A 16,145-nucleotide genomic window follows, 5' to 3' on the forward strand; every position below is an offset into this window, starting at 1 on the left:
GCACCGTCGGCGGAGCCGCCAGGTGGTGACCTGACGACTCACTTTCCAGAGGCGTCTAGTCCGCGCGGTCCAGGGTGCCTGAGAGGTTCCGGGGAGGACTTGCTCCTTCGGCGCCGAGCTGTTATCGGCTCGATCTCTCCCGCGCGGATTCGTCGACCGCGAAAGTGAGCCTACCCTGCCGCTCGCGCGGCTTCATGATCAGCCGGTACGACGTGCGTTACGGCGCTGCGTGAGCTCGTCCGGTGTGACGGTTTCGATCACGCCGCCGTCGGCCCGTTCGGCCTGGAATTCGTGGATGGTGCCGCTGATCTCCTGCATCGCGCCGCTGACGGCGATGCCGAAAACGCCCTGGCCGCCCTGCAGTAAATCGACGATCTCTTCGGGTGAGGTGCACTCGTAGACGGTGGTTCCGTCGGAGAACAGGGTGACCCTGGCGAGGTCACGGACACCGCGCAGGCGCAGGTGGTCGACGGCGACCCGGATGTTCTGCAGCGAGACGCCGGTGTCCAGCAGGCGCTTGACGACCTTCAGTACGAGGATGTCTTTGAACGAGTACAGCCGTTGCGAACCGGAGCCGTGTGCCGTGCGGATACTCGGCGCGACCAGTTTCGTACGGGCCCAGTAGTCGAGCTGCCGGTAGGTGATCCCGGCGATCTGGCAGGCGGCGGGACCGCGGTAGCCGACGAGTTCGTCCGGAAGGGAAGAGTCGGGGAACAGCTCACCCTGCTCGCCGTCTCCGACCGGAACGAGCGGCTCTTGAGGGCTACCAGCCTCGACCACGCCATGCCTCCCCTCGCCCGACCTGGCGGCCGGCGAACAAAGCCGCGCGGACCCACGTGAGTCCGCACCGGAGTCAACCGTCAAGACGGATGCCCCAGACATCCGAATCACACCTTGGCGACTTACCTCCATTGACGGTAAGCGCGTCCGGCAAAGCGGTCAACGCGACGCGCGGTCAACCTCAAGCTCTTCTTGAGGCTTGCCGGGAGTGGCCCCCCGTTCGGCTGCACCGTTGCCACTTTTACTCAGCCGTGTTATTTTTTACTCATGCAAGTAACTCCTTCCACCGAAACCGCCGCGAGCGCGGTACAGGCGGAGCTCGGACTGTCGGTCACCGAGGCCGCCAGACGGGCCCAGATCGTCGGCGCCACCATCGCGACGATCTCGGATCTCGGCTACCACAAGGCGACCTTCGCGAAGATCAAGGAACGCGCCGGGCTGTCCAGTACCCGGATCATCTCCTACCACTTCACCAACAAGGCGGGCCTGATGCAGGCCGTGGTCACCACCGCGACCGGGATGAAGGACAAGTTCCTCGAGGAGCGGATTCAGGGCACGGCCGACCGGGCCGGGTTGCTGCGCGGTTACATCGAGGCGGAGATCGAGTTCCTCGGGTCGTACCCGGAACTGGTGCGGGTCATGGTCGAGATGGCTTCGAGCGGATCGGATACCGAGGGCTGGTTCATGTCCGCGCCGATCGTCGAGGAGTTTCGCACCGGTCGGCTCGAGCGTCAGCTGCGGCAAGGCCAGCAGGAAGGCGCTTTCGGCGACTTCGCGCCGGACGTGATGGCCCTGTCGATCGCTCAGGCCGTCGACGGCGTCGCCGCGAAGTTCGCGACGGACCCGAAGCTGGACCTGGAACGGTACGGGCGGGAACTGGCGGACCTGTTCACACGGGCGACCGCTGCCTGAGGTCGTGGAGCTGAAGGGGACTTTCCCCGCATGCGATGCGGGTAAAGCGCCCTTCACCGCGTGAGATGAAGGGATGGTCCCCTTCAGCTCTCGTGACCGGGGCGTGGCAGCGCTCAACACCGCACGCACGAAGAAGGGGCGGCGCTACCGGCGCCGCCCCTTCGTTCAAGATCTCGCGATACGGGTCAGGTGTCCGCGCCGCGGAAGTCCTCCGGCGAGACGGAGTCGAGGAACTCGCGGAACTTCTCGACCTCGTCCTCCTGCTCGTCGGGGATGATGAGACCCGCTTCCTCCAGCACCGCGTCCACGGCGTGGATCGGAACCCCCACCCGCAACGCCAGCGCCACCGAGTCACTCGGCCGCGCCGAAACCCGGATGTCGCCGTCGAAGACCAGTTCCGCGAAGAACGTGCCTTCCTTCAGGTCGGTGATGACGACCTGTTCCAGCTCGCGGCCCAGCGCCCCGATGACCTCCTTGAGCAGGTCATGTGTCAGCGGACGGGCCGGGCGGACTCCCTGCTGCTCCAACGCGATGGCGGTGGCCTCGACCGAGCCGATCCAGATCGGCAGGTATCGCTCGCCCTCGGTTTCCCGCAGCAACAAGATCGGCTGATTCGCGGGCAGCTCCACCCGCACGCCGACGACGCGCATCTCGCTCATCGGGCTTCGCCTCCCTCTCGTGCGCACGGGCCGCAACGCTTGTCTCGACGATCAAGCGACGGCGATCCCGACGCTACCCGTCTTCCGAGCGCTGTGCTCGCTGTCTCCGACATTCCCGGTTCGCTCGTGGCAAACCAACTCTCACGGTACGGCATTGGATGCCGAACATTCAGTCATTGACAAGTGGACTCACCACGGTTCCCGGTCCCCGTAACCACTCAGCCGCCCGTGACGGCCCGTATTCCGGCCTTCACCAAGAGCGTATGTAACGCGACGGTCAGTGCGGCGAGCTCGCGGACGACCTCGTCGCCCCTCGCCTGGGCGTCCTCGTCACGGTGCCGATACACCGGGGTCACGATCTGCTCCAGCAGGCCGACTTCGCGGTCGGCCGCGGCCCGGAAGGCACGCAGATGTCTCGGCTCGATACCGAATTCGGTCATCGCTTTCACGGTCTTCGCCACGAGGACCGCGTCGGGGTCGAAGAACCCCGCCACGCCTGGGCGGACCAGACCGTATTGCCGCAGCTCGGCCAGGGTAGCGGCGTCGATGCCGGCCTGGCGGAGCAGATCTTCCTCGGTCAGCCTGATCTCGCGATCGCATTCGAAGTCCCCGGGGGACGGCAGTCCGCCGTTCTCCCCCGGGGCGTCGAGCGAAACGAGTTTTCGCGGCGGCTTGGGCACCTCCGCCGAGAGCGCGGCGCCCTGATCCGCCGCGTCCAGCTGTTCCTTGATGACCTTCAGTGGAAGGTAGTGATCCCGCTGGGCGGACAGGACGAATCGCAACCGCTCCACGTCCGCCGGGGCGAACTGCCGGTACCCCGACGGGGTCCGGCCCGGCTGGACCAGACCCTCCGCCTCGAGGAACCGGATCTTGGAGATGGTGACATCGGGGAAGTCACCGCGCAGTTGTGCCAGCACGGCCCCGATGCTCAACCCATCGCGCTGCGACGCATCCCGATCAGGCCGCCCGGCCGCCGTCACTGTGCCCCCTGGCCCCCGGAACCCGGACCGGTCAGGAAGACCAGGCGGAACTTGCCGATCTGCACCTCGTCGCCACCGGCGAGGACGGCCTGGTCGACCGGCTCGCGGTTGACGTAGGTGCCGTTGAGGCTGCCCACGTCGATGACGACGAACTCGCCACCCTCACGGCGGAACTCGGCGTGCCGCCGCGAAACCGTGACGTCGTCGAGGAAGATGTCGCTGTCCGGGTGCCGTCCCGCACTGGTGGTGTCGCGGTCCAGCAGGAAGCGCGAACCCGCGTTCGGGCCCCGCTTCACGACCAGCAGCGCGGAACCCGCGGGCAGCGCGTCCACACCCTGGACGGGCGCCTCGGCTGTCGGAGGAGCCTCAGTGCCTTCGACGTCGGCCAGGAAGTCGGCCCGGAAGACAGAAGTCCGCTCCGGAGACTGCTCCGGGGGAACGCCGGGCCCGTCGTTCGTGCTCACCTGAGCTCTCCTAACGCATGTGTGTTGCCACTACTCAAGAACGTGCAGAAGACAAACGTACCGTGTCTGATCGAATCTCCGGTCCGCGGCTCCCCCTACCCGGACCGGAGGGCCGCGGCCAGCGGCTATTCCTTGATCAGGGCCTGGTACGCCTCGGCCTCGAGCAGGGATTCGACCGTACTCGCGTCGTCGAGGCGGAGCTCGATCAGCCAGCCCTCACCATAGGGGTCGCTGTTGATCAGCTCGGGCGACTCGGTCACCGCGTCGTTGACCGCGACCACCTCCCCGTCGAGCGGGGCGAACAGCTCGGAAACGCTTTTGGTCGATTCGACCTCGCCGAACGCGTCGCCGGAGCCGACCTGCTTGCCGACCTCCGGCAGGTCGACGAACACCACGTCACCGAGCTGGTCCTGGGCGTACTCCGTGATGCCCACGCGCACGAGCGCTCCGTCGCGCACGGAGACCCACTCGTGCTCTTCGGTGTAACGCAGTTCTTCTGGAGTGGACAACGCCGCTCCCCTTTCTGACGCCCTCGCTCGAAACCGACGCGCGCAGTTTCGCATCCCGCCGGGGCAGGCGCCCGGCGCCTCCCGCAAGCCAGGACACGGCCTGGACTGTGGCTCTCGAAGCGTGGTTTCGGACTTCCGCAGCCGGGCCGCGGCATCAGCTGGTCCCTCACCCAGCCGTATCAGCGGCCGGCCTTCGCAAATCCGAGGCCTCCGGCCGAAAAAGCACGCTCGTGTCCTCGCCCAACCTGCCAACCCCACTCTGGGAGAGACGGCCTAGTCCGGATCGGCCGTTCGCAGGGCCCGGGCCGTCTGGACGACGTAAAGCACGCCCGAATAGACGTACAGGACCGCACCCCACGCCGTGAAGGCGTAGCCGATCGGGCGGGCGATCGTGGCGAGGTCGGAACCGCCCTGGGTGAGCAGCAGGAACGGGAACGCGTACATCAGCACGAAGGTGGCGCCCTTGCCGATGTAGGTGACCTCCGGCGGAGCGAACCCGCGGTGGCGCAGCAGCAGTACGCAGACGCCCAGCACGGCCTCGCGGACGACCAGCGGGACCACCAGCCACCAGGGGATGATGTCGCGGATCAGGAAGGCGACGAGCGTCGCGAGGATGTAGAGCCGGTCGGCGGCGGGGTCGAGCAGCTGACCGAGCCGGGACATCTGGTTGAGCCAGCGGGCGAGTTTGCCGTCGAGCCAGTCGGTGAGCGCGCTGAACACGAGCAGCGCGAACGCCCAGCCGTCTTCTTTCGGGCCGAGGAGCAGCCACAGGAAGACCGGCACCCCGGCGAGCCGGAGGATCGAAAGCATGTTGGGAACGTTCAGGGCCTGCCGCAGCAAAGAAGGCTCTTCGCTGGTCACGCTCGGTTCGGGGGGCGTACTCACCCGCTCAGCCTATCCAGCGGCGGCGGGTTCTCCCGCGTCAGCTGGCCCGCGTGTGGCTCCAGCCGCGGCGTTGCAGGTCCGCGCTGGTCAGCGCCACGGGCCTGCCCCGATGGTCGGTACCTATCCAGCGGGTGTGGCCGGAGGAACTCTCCAGGACGTACGGGCGGCCGCCGCACCAGACGACGGTGCACGGTGCCGTGGGTGGCAGCTCCGTGCTCGCCGGTGCGGTGGCCTCGAATGACGCGGGGTCGTTCTGTTCGTCGGTCTTCATCGCTCTCACGGTTTCGGTGACGGGGACTGGGACACGCCGGAGCGCTACCTTTGTTTTCGGCGGAACAGAGCCGGGCGTTAACGACCCGGTGCCGGATTCGTCCGATCGGTTCGCGACGACAGTAGGGTGTCGTCACGCTGTGACGGCATGTTAATTGTCCATAATGGACAGTGGTTGGGCGGTCCTCGCGTACCGCCGCGCCCTCGGCGCGATAGCCTCCCGCGCATCGAACGTGGCTCAATGCCACGGCATCGGGCCCGCCCTGGTCAGAATGGGCAGGCCAGCAACGGCCGACGAAAGGATCGCCTTGCCCGTCTCGACGACCACGGGAACGTGGCGGCGCCTGTTCGCGGCCTGCGCGGCCGCCGGAACACTCGCCGCCTGTTCGGGCGAAGATCCGCCACCGCCTGTCACCTCCGTGTCGGTCTCGCCGCCCGCACCCCTTTCGAACGTGACCAGCGTGCCGGTACCGCCGATCCCCTCGCAGACCGCGCCGAGTCCGTCCACTGCCCCGAAATCCGCCCCCAAACCCAAACCGGCTGAACCGGTACAGGGTTCGTGCGGCACGGTCACCGCGGCGAGCGGGCTGACCCTGCAGGTACTCAACGGGCCCGGGGTCTCCTGCGCGGACGCGACCGGGATCGTCGGCTCGTTCCACAAGACGATCGCCGGACGCCAGTCCGCGAGCTCGGACGAGCCGGTCAGCGAGACCGTCGACGGCTGGCTGTGCGTCTCCGGCGCTCCCGCCGCGCAAGGCGGCACCAGTTGCGGCAAGGGCGAACAGAACGTGTTCGCCGCCGTCGTCCCCGTCGAATGAACCATCCCCGAGAAGAAGGGCCCATGAAGAGCTTCTCCGCACTCCCTGTCCTGCTGGCCGTCGTCGTGCTGAGCGGCTGCGGCGCCGATCCCACCCCGTCGGCCGCGCCGGCGCCGTCGTCCCCCGTTGCCGAAAAGGCCCCGACTGGAACACCGTGTGGCGAGGTCACCGGGTTTCAGAGCGCGAAGAACAAGGTCGTCGCCCACGGGAAGACCGACTGCGCCGAAGCGACGCAGGTGCTCACGGACTACTTCGCCAAGCTGACCCCCGCCGAAGCCGCTTCGCCGCAGGGCCCCGGGCCGGTCGTCATCGGCGCGTGGACGTGCGGGAGCGGACCGAACGATCCGGTGACGAGTTGCTCCACGGAGGACGAGCGGCAGATCGAAGCGACCCGGCTCTGAGCACCCCGGCGGCGTCACTCCTCGCGACGCTGCCGGGCCTTGTCCAGCCGGTGGAGCACGGCCCCGACGACCACCAGGCCCAGCAGGAACAGCCCCAGCAGACCGTTCAGCGACACGCTCCAGATCAGCGAGGACCTCGAACTGTAGGCGAATCCGTCGCCGACGAAGACCTTGTCGCCTTCAGTGGTCTTGCCGCCTTCGATCCTGCCGCCTCCCGTACGCCCGTCGTCGAACCGCCACTTCCCGGCACAGTAGGGCGTCTGCCCGCCGACCGCGGATCCCTCCGCGGTGCACCCCGAGATTTCGGTGATCGTGACGTCCTCGCCGGTGCTCAGTTCACGGACATCGGAGCCGAAGAACCCCCAGACGAACCCGAAGAGAACGAGGAACGGGATCGCGAACTGCAAAACCTGCGAAAGAACCCCGGAATTCGATGGTTTCTCCGGCACGGAATTCCTTTCCTCGAATCACTGGAGCGCCAGCAGGACTTCCCGGTCGAGATTGCCGACGAGAAGGTACTTCGGCTGATACCCGGCCGGAACCACGAAACAGACGAGACCCGCGGTGCCGTCGAAAGCATCCGGAGCGCCCGCGCAGTCCTTGACCCGTTGCGGGGCACCGTGCTCGTCGGCTGACAGCTCCAAAGCCGTGTCGCCCAGCCTGGACGCCTCCATTTGCAAGGTGAGGACCCGGAACCCGCTCAGCCACGCCTCGGCTCCTTCTGGCGGCTCCGGTCGGCTGTCGAGTACACGCACGGCCGACTCCCCCGACACCGCGGTCTGTCCCTTGCCGATCACCGGTGGCGGCCCCCAGGCCTCGCGGCGATGCTCCCACAGGTTCGGAACGGGATCGGCCGCCTCGCGGTACGCCGTCCCGCCGAAACCGAGCGGTGCCAGCACGACATAGGCGGCGAAGGCGAACCCGGCCAGGAACGACAGCGACTTACGCACGGTCACCGGCCTCGCCACGAGGAACGCCACGACGACCCCGAGCACCACGAGCGCTCCGCCGATCGACATCGCCGTGATCTTCTCCCCCGGATGGTGGGCTTCCACCACGGCGTCCGCGCCACGGACGGACAGCACCCGGTCCGTCAGCGAGGAAAGCCGCACGATCACCGGCTCCGCGAGGCCGAACGTCTCGGCCGTCGGCAGCTCGAGCGCACGGCCGTTTTCCGTGACGGCCATGATCTCGTAAGTGGTGTGCGGGCCGTTCTGTCCTTCGGTGGTCTTGGAATCCGACACAGAGACCACCGCGCGTAAATCGTACCTTCCGGCCAGCCCCTCGGCCGTCCATCTCCCGGCGAAAGCCGCGATGGATCCCAGCACGATTCCGATCGCGAGCAGAACGGCCACCCCTTGGCTTTTCCGCGACTGTTCCGGAAAGGTCACCACCCCCTTGTTCGGCCACTTCAGTCTATTCTCCGGAGCGGTCGAACGGCACGGGATTTGTACCTACACGACCGTTTCCGTAACCATTTCGCTTCTTCGCCCGTCGTCGGCGGGCATACGGACCCCCTTGCCGAACCAGGTAAGAGTCGTCTAGACTCAAACCATGCTCACCAGGGACGACGCCGTGACGACGATCGAGGACGCGGTCGACGCGGCCACTCTGTTCGCCCACCACCGCTACCGCGATCTGGCGGCCGTCCTCCACCCCGACCGGAATCCCGGCGACCCTCGAGCCCATAAGGCGGCCGCCACCCTCAATCGCTTCTATGCCGATTGGAAGCAATCCCGGCACCAAACCGTCACCACCGCGACGGCGGCTTATCCGTTGACCCGGCCGCACGCGGTGGGCAGCGTCGCGACGACCTATCGCACCACCAGCCCTCACCTGGTCAAAATCGTGCGCGATCCGGCGCTCAACCCGCTGATCCACGCCGAGTGGGCGGCGTTGCGCACGCTCGACGGCTTCACCGAACGGCACCGCTGGCTGCGCCCGTACTATCCACGCCTGATCGACACCTCGGGCCCGGTGGCGCGGGGCGACCGCGCGTTCAGCGTCCTCGACCCGCTCGTCGACGGGTTCACCACCCTCGCCGACATCGCGAAAGCCTTCCCGGACGGGCTCGACGGCCGCGACTACGCCTGGATGCACCGGCGCCTACTGCGCGCCGTGGCGGGCGCGCACCGCGCGGGTGTCGTCCACGGCCACCTCACCGCGGACAACGTGCTGGTCCACCCCGAGCGACACGGCATCGTCCTGGCAGGCTGGTCCTTCGCCGTCGAGGAAGGTGTGCTCCCGCTGGCGGCGGACAAGTCCATCGACTACCCGCCGGAGGTCCACAAAGGACTGCCGATGACCGCGGCCACCGACGTCCACATGCTGCACAGATTGATGCTTTCGCTGCTGGCACCACGGGAAACCCGTCAACGCGAGTTCGCAACGTGGTGCACCCAGGAAGCCCCGGGACAGCGGCCCGACGCCGCTGATCTGCTCGACGAGTACGACAACCTGCTCGCCGAGCTGTACGGCCCCCGCACCTTCCGATCCTTCACCATCCCCGAGACAGGAGCCTGACCATGGGACACGGACACTGGGACGACAACGCCTACGCCGCCGCGAAGACTTTCCGCGCGGCCAAGGGGGAGGACGACTTCGGCTACAGCGCCGGTCTCCGCAAGAAGCCCGCTTCCGCATGGAAGGCGGCGGCAGCGCTCAACCCGGCTAACGCCGTCCGGGAGTGCCGGGATTCGGCCGACCACGCCGATTCGACGCCGATCGCGGTGCTGTTCGACGTCACCGGCTCGATGCGCCGGGTGCCCCGGATCATGCAGGGCAAGCTCGGCAAACTGCACGGCCTGCTGAAACGCCGGGGTTACCTGGCCGACCCGCAGGTCCTCTTCGGTGCGATCGGCGACGCCGACAGCGACCGGGTGCCGTTGCAGATCGGGCAGTTCGAGTCGGACAACCGGATGGACGAGCAGCTGCGCACGATCTTCCTCGAAGGCGGTGGTGGCGGACAGAAGAGCGAGTCCTACGAACTGGCCGCCTATTTCATGGCCCGGCACGTGGTCACCGACGCGTGGCAGAACCGCGGCCGCAAGGGCTATCTGTTCCTCATCGGCGACGAGCTGAACAAGCCCGCGCTGGAGGCCCGCCACATCCGCCGGGTGATCGGTGACGACGTGCGGGAGGACATCGACCCCGCGTCGGTGTACCGCGAGCTGGCCCGCAAGTGGCACGTCTACTTCGTGCTGCCGAACCAGTCGTCGTACTACAACGACCCGGAGATCGGCGAGCACTGGAGCGGTCTGCTCGGCCAGAACTTCCTCAAACTCGACGATCCCGGCGCGGTGTGCGAACTGATCGCGGCCACGATCGGGCTGAAGGAACAGGTCGTCGACGTCGACCGGGCGCTCGCCGACCTCGCGGACGTCGGTTCGGCGGCCGAGAGCGCGGCGGTCGGCAAGGCACTGGCGAATTTGAGCACCAGGACCGTCGTCACGTCGGCGGTGCCCGAGCTCACCGGCCCGGACGACGTGGTGCTGCGATGAGTCTCCTGGACGGGCATGTGGTGGTGGTCGGGCTCGGTTTCGGCGACGAAGGCAAGGGAGCCGTGGTCGACGCCCTCTGCGCCGACCGGCCCACCACGGCTGTCGTCCGGTTCAACGGGGGCGCGCAGGCCGCGCACAACGTCGTCGTGAACGGGCGGCATCACACCTTCAGCCAGTTCGGGGCGGGCACGTTCGCCGGTGTGCCCACCCATTTGTCGCGGTTCGTGCTGGTCGAGCCGTTCGCGCTGGCCGCCGAAGCCCGGCAACTGGAAACCGGCGGCGTCCGGAACCCGCTCTCACTGCTGAGCGTGGACGGGCGGGCACTGCTCACGACCCCGTTCCACATCCACGCCAACCGGACGAGAGAGGAGGCGCGCGGCACGAAACGGCATGGCTCGTGCGGAAAGGGGATCGGCGAGACCGTCTGGTACTCGCTTCTGCCCGGGGCCGTGCCGGGTGATGTGGTGGAGAGCCAGGAGGTGCTCGGGACGCCGGATGACGCGCCGACGGTCGCCGACTGCGCCCGGCCGTCGGTGCTGCGGCGCAAGCTCGACGCGCTCGCACGGTTCTACGCCCCGCTCGCCACCCCGCCGCACAGCGTGGACGAGCTGGTGGCGCTGTACCGCGATTTCGCGGACGCGGTGCGGATCACCGACGGTGCCGAAACAGGTCGGCTCGCGGACTCCGGACGGCTGGTCTTCGAGGGAGCGCAGGGGGCTCTCCTCGACCAGCACCACGGGTTCCACCCGCATACGACCTGGTCCACCACCACGCCGCACAACGCCCGCGCACTGCTGGACGGGCGCCCGCACGCCGTACTGGGTGTCACGCGGACCTACCTCACCCGGCACGGCGCCGGCCCGCTTCCCACCGAGTCCGCCTCCGTGCTCGCCCGGTTTCCCGAGGCGCACAACGACACCGGTGAATTCCAGGGCGCGTGGCGGGCGGGCCATCTCGACGCGGCGTTGCTGGAGTACGCCATCGCGGCCTGCGACGGCGTGGACGCGCTCGCGGTGACCCACCTCGACGCGACCGGCCTGCGGGTCGTGCCCGGTGACGGCTCCCCCGCCGTCGAACTGCCGGACCCGCTGGCGTGGTTCGGCGCCCGGCTGCCGGTGGCCGTCGCCGGGTACGGCCCGGACAGGGCCGGTTACCGGGTCGCGGAGGCAAGGTCGACAATCAACGCGTGATCGAGTCGACGCCGGTGTCCGTGGACGTGCTCGTGGTGAGGTTCGCCCCCGGTACCAGGACCGTGCTGCTGGGAGTCGCGGCGCGAGCCGCCGAGCCGTTCGAAGGGGAACTCGCCCTGCCAGGGGTGCTGCTCGGGCTCGGGGAGCGGCTGCGGGACGCGGCGAGCCGGGCGGCCGTCACCAAACTCGGGCTGCCGCTGGACGCGCTCTCGGCGACGGGGCAGCTCACCACGTTCGACGAGCCGAACCGTGATCCCCGGGGGCCCACCCTCTCCATCGCCTTGTGGGCCACCACGGACCCCGCGCTCGACGATCCGGGAAACGTGGTGTGGGCGCCGCTGGACGCGGTCCCCCCGCTGGCTTTCGACCACGACCGGATCGTGGCGGATTGCCGTCCGCTGCTGGCCGAGCGGCTGTGGCGAGACGTCGCCTTCACCGCTGGGCTGCTGGGATCGACCTTCACGACGGCCCAAGCCCTGGACGCGACCGAAGCACTGACCGGGGACCGCCCCTATCCGGCCAATCTGGGCCGGATCATGGAGCGGGTCCCCGGGTTGCGGCGGACCACCGAGCACGCGGCCGCCCTCCCCAAGGGAGGACGGCCGCCTTCGTTGTGGCGCTGGGAGTGACGGATCAGATCCCGCAGGAGGACGCCGACCAGAACCGGCTGGACCGGTGCGCCACGTGCGTGTGATCGCTGTGGCCGGGGTAACCCGGGCCGAGGATCTCACTGAACCCGTGGTTGCGGGCCTGCTGCGCCAGCCCGCAGAAACCCTGCGCGCCCGCCCCGAGGTCGACCGCGTCGCCGTACAGATGACGGCTGGCGGCCGCCCCGCCGACCGCGTTGTTGCAGGAGACGCTGCGGAAGCCGCCGTTGACGTCGATCGGCCGGTCGCCCATGGCGTGACGCATCGCCTGCAGCTTCCACATCGACACCAGCGCGTTGGCCTTCGCCGTCGCGGCGGAAACGTTGCCACCGGACCAGTCCGAGTTGCACCGGTTCAGTTCGGCGTACGTGAAGTTGACCGGCGTGCAGTCGTCGTCCTGCAGTGCGTAGATCTTCGTGAACGTGGCCGGCCCGGCGACACCGTCCGCGCCGAGCCCGTACGCCTGCTGGAACCGGGTCACCGCGGCCTTGGTGCCCGCGCCGAACTGGCCGTCGATCGCCAGCACGCCGCCGAAACCGGGATAACCGGCCACGCGGATCTGCAACTGACGGACGTCCTCACCGGACGCGCCCTCGGACAGCGTGCGTCCCCAGGAATAGCAGGCGTCGGCGGCGGCCACATCTCCCGCCGTCACCGGGCCCGGGTCGGCGCCGGCCGGAGCGGCCACCGCGGTACCGAGCCCGGCCACGAGGGCGAGCATCGGCAGTAAAAGACGAATGCGCATGACAGGAACACCTTTCAGGGCAGGGAAGGTGAAACCCGTGACCCCCACGGGTTGTCAACGATTCACTGGCTTGGATGCTAACGCGGTTCCGGGTGGCGTCCTGTGGGTCATTCGACCCACAGGAGCGGCTGGGCGGGTCCCGGAGGCTTCGGTCCGTAAAGGACTCCTCGAGGGACCCTGGGTCTCTCAAAGTTCCCTTCATTCACGCCGGAACGCCACCCTGGCCCCGGCTGCAACACCAGCCACAACGGCGGCGCGGGAAGGCTCCCTTCCCCAGTACGTGTAGGCCTCCTTGCCTACTGTCGAGGTCAGGGTCCCGGCAAGTCGCAGAGCTGCTAATGGTAGTCCGGGCTTGACATTTCTGGTGCCGGCAAGGGTCGAGTGGGGAGGATTTGGGACGGTGAACGTCCGAAATCTTCCCCGCTCGGGCGTGTGCCGGGGAGGCATGTCTCTGAAACTCTGCTGATCGAGCTGCGCAACCGGTGTCCCTGACTCTCAAAGTGGGGAAGGAGCCTTCGCTGCCTGGAGCGCCCGAACGATCACCGGCACCCTCGCTCCTGACTGGGTGGATTTGGGCATCTGACGTCCCAAAATCCACCCAGCCCCTCACCCACCGCACGGAAGTATCCCCATACCCCACGCACGCATAGAGGGGCCGATGGACGTCGGGACGGGTCTCGTGAGTGGCAAAAACGGCTAGAACCGTCCTTACCACTCAAGACCCGCCGGACACTCAGCCCTTCAGCTGCGGAAAGTCCTCCTCGCGAAACTCCCCCGCCGGCCGCTCACCCGCGTCGTTCTCGCGTCCTCGCAGTTCGACCCGCCGGATCTTGCCGGAGATCGTCTTCGGCAGCTCCGCGAATTCCAGCCGCCGGATCCGCTTGTACGGCGCGAGATGCTCGCGGCAGAAGGCCAGGATGGACACCGCGGTCTCGGCTGTGGGTTCGTGCCCGTTCGCGAGGACGACGTACGCCTTCGGCACGGCGAGCCGGATCGGGTCGGGTGCGGGGACCACGGCCGCCTCGGCGACCGCGTCGTGTTCCAGCAGCACGCTTTCCAGTTCGAACGGCGAGATCCGGTAGTCCGACGCCTTGAAGACGTCGTCCGTCCGGCCCACGTAGGTGATGTAGCCGCGTTCGTCGACCGAGCCGACGTCCCCGGTGTGGTAGAAGCCGTTCGCGAAGGCCGCGGCGGAGCGCTCGTCGTCGTCCGCGTATCCGGTCATCAGCCCGACCGGCCGCTTGGCGAGGTCGAGGCAGATCTCGCCCTCCCGCGCACGCTCGCCGGTGACGGGATCCACGAGCGCGACGGTGAAGCCGGGCAGCGGGCGGCCCATCGATCCCGGTACGACGTCCTGTCCGGGGGTGTTGGCGATCTGGACGCTGCTCTCGGTCTGCCCGAAGCCGTCGCGAATCGTGACGCCCCAAGCCTTCTCGACCTGGTCGATCACTTCGGGATTGAGCGGTTCGCCCGCGCCGACCACCTTGCCCGGCGGGGTCTTCAGCACGGTCAGGTCCGCCTGGATGAGCATCCGCCACACCGTCGGCGGGGCGCAGAAGCTGGTGATGCCGCAGCGTTCCATCTGTGCCATCAGGGATACCGCGTCGAAGCGCGCGTAGTTGTAGAGGAACACCGTCGCCTCGGCGTTCCATGGCGCGAAAACGTTGCTCCACGCGTGTTTCGCCCAGCCTGGCGAGGAGATGTTGAGGTGGACGTCGCCAGGTTCGAGACCGATCCAGTACATTGTGGACAGATGGCCGACCGGATACGAGACCTGGGTGTGCCGCACCAGTTTCGGTTTCGCGGTCGTGCCGGAGGTGAAGTACAACAGGAGCGGGTCGTCCGCCGCCGTCGGGCCGTCGGGGGTGAAGTCCTCCGGTTGCTCGTAGGCGTCCACGAAGGACTGCCAACCCTCGACCGGTTCACCGACGGCGATCCGGGTGTAGTCGCCGCCGACGTTCTCGAACTTGTGCGCGTCGGCGGAGCGGATCACGACGTGTTTCGCCGCGCCCCGCTCGACCCGGTCGGTGAGGTCCGCCGGGCCGAGCAGGGTCGAGGCCGGGATGATGACCGCGCCCAGTTTGATCGCCGCGAGGATGGTCTGCCACAGCTCGCCCTGGTTGCCCAGCATCAGGATCAGCCGGTCGCCCCTGGCCACACCGAGCGAGCGCAGCCAGTTCGCGACCTGATCGGACCGGCGCGCCATCTCCGGGTAGGTCCAGCGGTTCTCGATGCCGGTCTCTTCGACGATCCACAGCGCGTACCGGTCCTGATTGGCCGGATCGGCCGCGACGACGTCGAACCAGTCCAGCGCCCAGTTGAACTCGGCGGGCCGGGGCCAGGTGAAGTCGCGATACGCGGTTTCGTAGTCCTCGCGATGGGTCTGCAGATAGTCCCGCGCCTCGCGGAACGTGCGATGTGCCTCCGAAGCGCTCACGATCGTCCTCCCTGGTCCGCTGGATGGCCGCCGGTTCTTTCTACTCTCCCTTGAACTCGGGCGCGCGCCGCTCGAGGAAGGCCTGCACGGCCTCGGCGAGGTCCTTGCTTGGCAGGAACGCGGCGTTCCAGGCCGACACGTAGCGCAGGCCTTCGGCGACCTGGCGTTCGGTGTTGACCGAGAGGACGTTCTTGGTGCCCTGCACGACCAGCGGCGGATTGGTGGCGATCTCCCCGGCCAGCTTGCGGGCCTCGGCCAGCAGCGTCTCCTGGTCCGCGAAGACGTCGTTGACCAGGCCGATCTTCTCCGCGCGGGCGGCGTCGACGTCCTTGCCGGTGTAGGCCAGCTCTCGCAGGTGCCCCTCGCCGATGATCGGCGCGAGCCGCTGCAGACTGCCGAGGTCGGCCACGATCGCGACCTTGACCTCGCGCACGCTGAACTTCGCGTCCGCGCTCGCCAGGCGGATGTCGGCGGCCGCGATCACATCGACACCACCGCCGATGCACCAGCCGGAAATGGCCGCGATGACCGGTTTACGACATTCGGCGACCGAGGACACGCTCGCCTGGAGGGTCTTGACCTCGTCGAGGAACTTCGACCGCGGGCCCGCGAGCGCGTCTCCGCCGAGCATTTCGCCCCAGCCGGGCATCATCGCGGGAAGGTCGAGCCCGTAGGAGAAGTGCTTGCCGCCGCCGGTCAGCACGATCGCCCTGACCTGCGGGTCCGCGTCGAGCGCGCCGAAGACGATCGGCAGCTCACGCCAGAAATCCGGGCCCATCGCGTTGCCTTTGGACGGACCGAGCAGCGTTACTTCGGCGACGTGCCCGTCGATGTCCACCTTGAGCGAAACGAGATCGGGAAGACTGTCAGCTGTAGCGGTCATGAGGTCATCTTGACTCATGTGATCGACAGGCTGCCAATGGCCACTGTGCCCGGCCGCTCTGAGAT

19 protein-coding genes and 1 riboswitch are annotated in these 16,145 nt (G+C 68.0%); of the genes, 7 read left to right on the plus strand and 12 right to left on the minus strand.

The features are described from left to right. Positions 1-55 precede the first annotated feature (55 nt). Positions 56-152: riboswitch (glycine riboswitch) on the minus strand. Positions 153-198: 46 nt separating this feature from the next. After that, the gene (locus ACM6LR_RS10655) at positions 199-780 is read right to left on the minus strand and encodes a MerR family transcriptional regulator (RefSeq protein ID WP_414938860.1); all 582 of its coding nucleotides are present in this window, start codon (positions 778-780) and stop codon (positions 199-201) included. A 267-nt stretch (positions 781-1,047) separates the two neighbouring features. Between ACM6LR_RS10655 and ACM6LR_RS10660 the strand changes: the two genes are divergently transcribed. Continuing rightward, positions 1,048-1,692: a TetR/AcrR family transcriptional regulator gene (locus ACM6LR_RS10660; RefSeq protein WP_414943665.1), complete on the plus strand. Its 645-nt coding sequence runs from the start codon at positions 1,048-1,050 to the stop codon at positions 1,690-1,692. Between the two features lie 185 nt (positions 1,693-1,877). Here the strand turns inward: ACM6LR_RS10660 and ACM6LR_RS10665 are convergent, their stop codons facing one another. From ACM6LR_RS10665 to ACM6LR_RS10690, 6 genes are all read right to left on the minus strand, one after another. Beyond that, the gene (locus tag ACM6LR_RS10665) at positions 1,878-2,351 is read right to left on the minus strand and encodes a bifunctional nuclease family protein (protein ID WP_005150031.1); all 474 of its coding nucleotides are present in this window, start codon (positions 2,349-2,351) and stop codon (positions 1,878-1,880) included. 218 nt (positions 2,352-2,569) lie between these two features. Next, on the minus strand, positions 2,570-3,331 hold the full coding sequence (locus ACM6LR_RS10670; protein ID WP_414938858.1) for a MerR family transcriptional regulator: 762 nt from the start codon (positions 3,329-3,331) through the stop codon (positions 2,570-2,572). Beyond that, a complete protein-coding gene (garA, locus tag ACM6LR_RS10675) occupies positions 3,328-3,795 on the minus strand; it encodes a glycogen accumulation regulator GarA (protein WP_414943666.1) in 468 nt (155 codons plus the stop codon). Before garA ends, ACM6LR_RS10670 begins: the two co-directional genes overlap by 4 nt. 125 nt (positions 3,796-3,920) lie before the next feature. After that, complete coding sequence (gcvH, locus tag ACM6LR_RS10680) at positions 3,921-4,304, minus strand: glycine cleavage system protein GcvH (protein ID WP_409491304.1); 384 nt, start codon at positions 4,302-4,304, stop codon at positions 3,921-3,923. Between the two features lie 273 nt (positions 4,305-4,577). Then, the gene (locus tag ACM6LR_RS10685; protein ID WP_414938856.1) at positions 4,578-5,189 is read right to left on the minus strand and encodes a CDP-alcohol phosphatidyltransferase family protein; all 612 of its coding nucleotides are present in this window, start codon (positions 5,187-5,189) and stop codon (positions 4,578-4,580) included. Positions 5,190-5,226: 37 nt separating this feature from the next. Then, positions 5,227-5,460: a hypothetical protein gene (locus ACM6LR_RS10690; RefSeq protein WP_414938855.1), complete on the minus strand. Its 234-nt coding sequence runs from the start codon at positions 5,458-5,460 to the stop codon at positions 5,227-5,229. A 271-nt stretch (positions 5,461-5,731) separates the two neighbouring features. Between ACM6LR_RS10690 and ACM6LR_RS10695 the strand changes: the two genes are divergently transcribed. Together ACM6LR_RS10695 and ACM6LR_RS10700 are read left to right on the plus strand one after the other, a co-directional pair. Next, entirely contained in the window at positions 5,732-6,277 is a 546-nt protein-coding gene (locus ACM6LR_RS10695; protein WP_414938854.1) for a hypothetical protein, read from the plus strand. A 23-nt stretch (positions 6,278-6,300) separates the two neighbouring features. Beyond that, a complete protein-coding gene (locus ACM6LR_RS10700; RefSeq protein ID WP_414938853.1) occupies positions 6,301-6,678 on the plus strand; it encodes a hypothetical protein in 378 nt (125 codons plus the stop codon). Positions 6,679-6,692: 14 nt separating this feature from the next. Here the strand turns inward: ACM6LR_RS10700 and ACM6LR_RS10705 are convergent, their stop codons facing one another. Further along, positions 6,693-7,127, minus strand: a complete 435-nt coding sequence (locus ACM6LR_RS10705) for a hypothetical protein (protein ID WP_414938852.1) — start codon at positions 7,125-7,127, stop codon at positions 6,693-6,695. A gap of 18 nt (positions 7,128-7,145) precedes the next feature. After that, complete coding sequence (locus tag ACM6LR_RS10710) at positions 7,146-8,033, minus strand: hypothetical protein (RefSeq protein WP_414938851.1); 888 nt, start codon at positions 8,031-8,033, stop codon at positions 7,146-7,148. 199 nt (positions 8,034-8,232) lie between these two features. Between ACM6LR_RS10710 and ACM6LR_RS10715 the strand changes: the two genes are divergently transcribed. The 4 genes from ACM6LR_RS10715 to ACM6LR_RS10730 are packed head-to-tail and all read left to right on the plus strand — an operon-like array spanning position 8,233 to position 11,997. Further along, entirely contained in the window at positions 8,233-9,201 is a 969-nt protein-coding gene (locus ACM6LR_RS10715; RefSeq protein WP_414943667.1) for an adenylate cyclase, read from the plus strand. A 2-nt stretch (positions 9,202-9,203) separates the two neighbouring features. After that, positions 9,204-10,178: a hypothetical protein gene (locus ACM6LR_RS10720; RefSeq protein WP_414943668.1), complete on the plus strand. Its 975-nt coding sequence runs from the start codon at positions 9,204-9,206 to the stop codon at positions 10,176-10,178. After that, positions 10,175-11,368, plus strand: coding sequence for an adenylosuccinate synthetase (locus tag ACM6LR_RS10725; protein WP_414943669.1), 1,194 nt, complete (start codon positions 10,175-10,177; stop codon positions 11,366-11,368). Before ACM6LR_RS10720 ends, ACM6LR_RS10725 begins: the two co-directional genes overlap by 4 nt. After that, entirely contained in the window at positions 11,365-11,997 is a 633-nt protein-coding gene (locus tag ACM6LR_RS10730; RefSeq protein WP_414938847.1) for an NUDIX hydrolase, read from the plus strand. The genes ACM6LR_RS10725 and ACM6LR_RS10730 overlap by 4 nt, the downstream gene beginning before the upstream one ends. A 4-nt stretch (positions 11,998-12,001) precedes the next feature. Here ACM6LR_RS10730 and ACM6LR_RS10735 read toward each other — a convergent pair whose 3' ends face one another. The 3 genes from ACM6LR_RS10735 to ACM6LR_RS10745 all read right to left on the minus strand — a co-directional run bounded on the left by ACM6LR_RS10735 (position 12,002) and on the right by ACM6LR_RS10745 (position 16,080). Beyond that, a complete protein-coding gene (locus ACM6LR_RS10735; RefSeq protein ID WP_414938846.1) occupies positions 12,002-12,760 on the minus strand; it encodes a D-Ala-D-Ala carboxypeptidase family metallohydrolase in 759 nt (252 codons plus the stop codon). Positions 12,761-13,493: 733 nt separating this feature from the next. Then, positions 13,494-15,197, minus strand: a complete 1,704-nt coding sequence (locus ACM6LR_RS10740) for an AMP-binding protein (RefSeq protein ID WP_414938845.1) — start codon at positions 15,195-15,197, stop codon at positions 13,494-13,496. 40 nt (positions 15,198-15,237) lie between these two features. Next, positions 15,238-16,080, minus strand: coding sequence for a crotonase/enoyl-CoA hydratase family protein (locus ACM6LR_RS10745; RefSeq protein WP_414938844.1), 843 nt, complete (start codon positions 16,078-16,080; stop codon positions 15,238-15,240). Positions 16,081-16,145 lie beyond the last annotated feature (65 nt).

Origin of the sequence: Amycolatopsis sp. cmx-11-32 (assembly GCF_047608695.1) — a bacterium.
Classification (GTDB): Bacteria; Actinomycetota; Actinomycetes; order Mycobacteriales; family Pseudonocardiaceae; genus Amycolatopsis.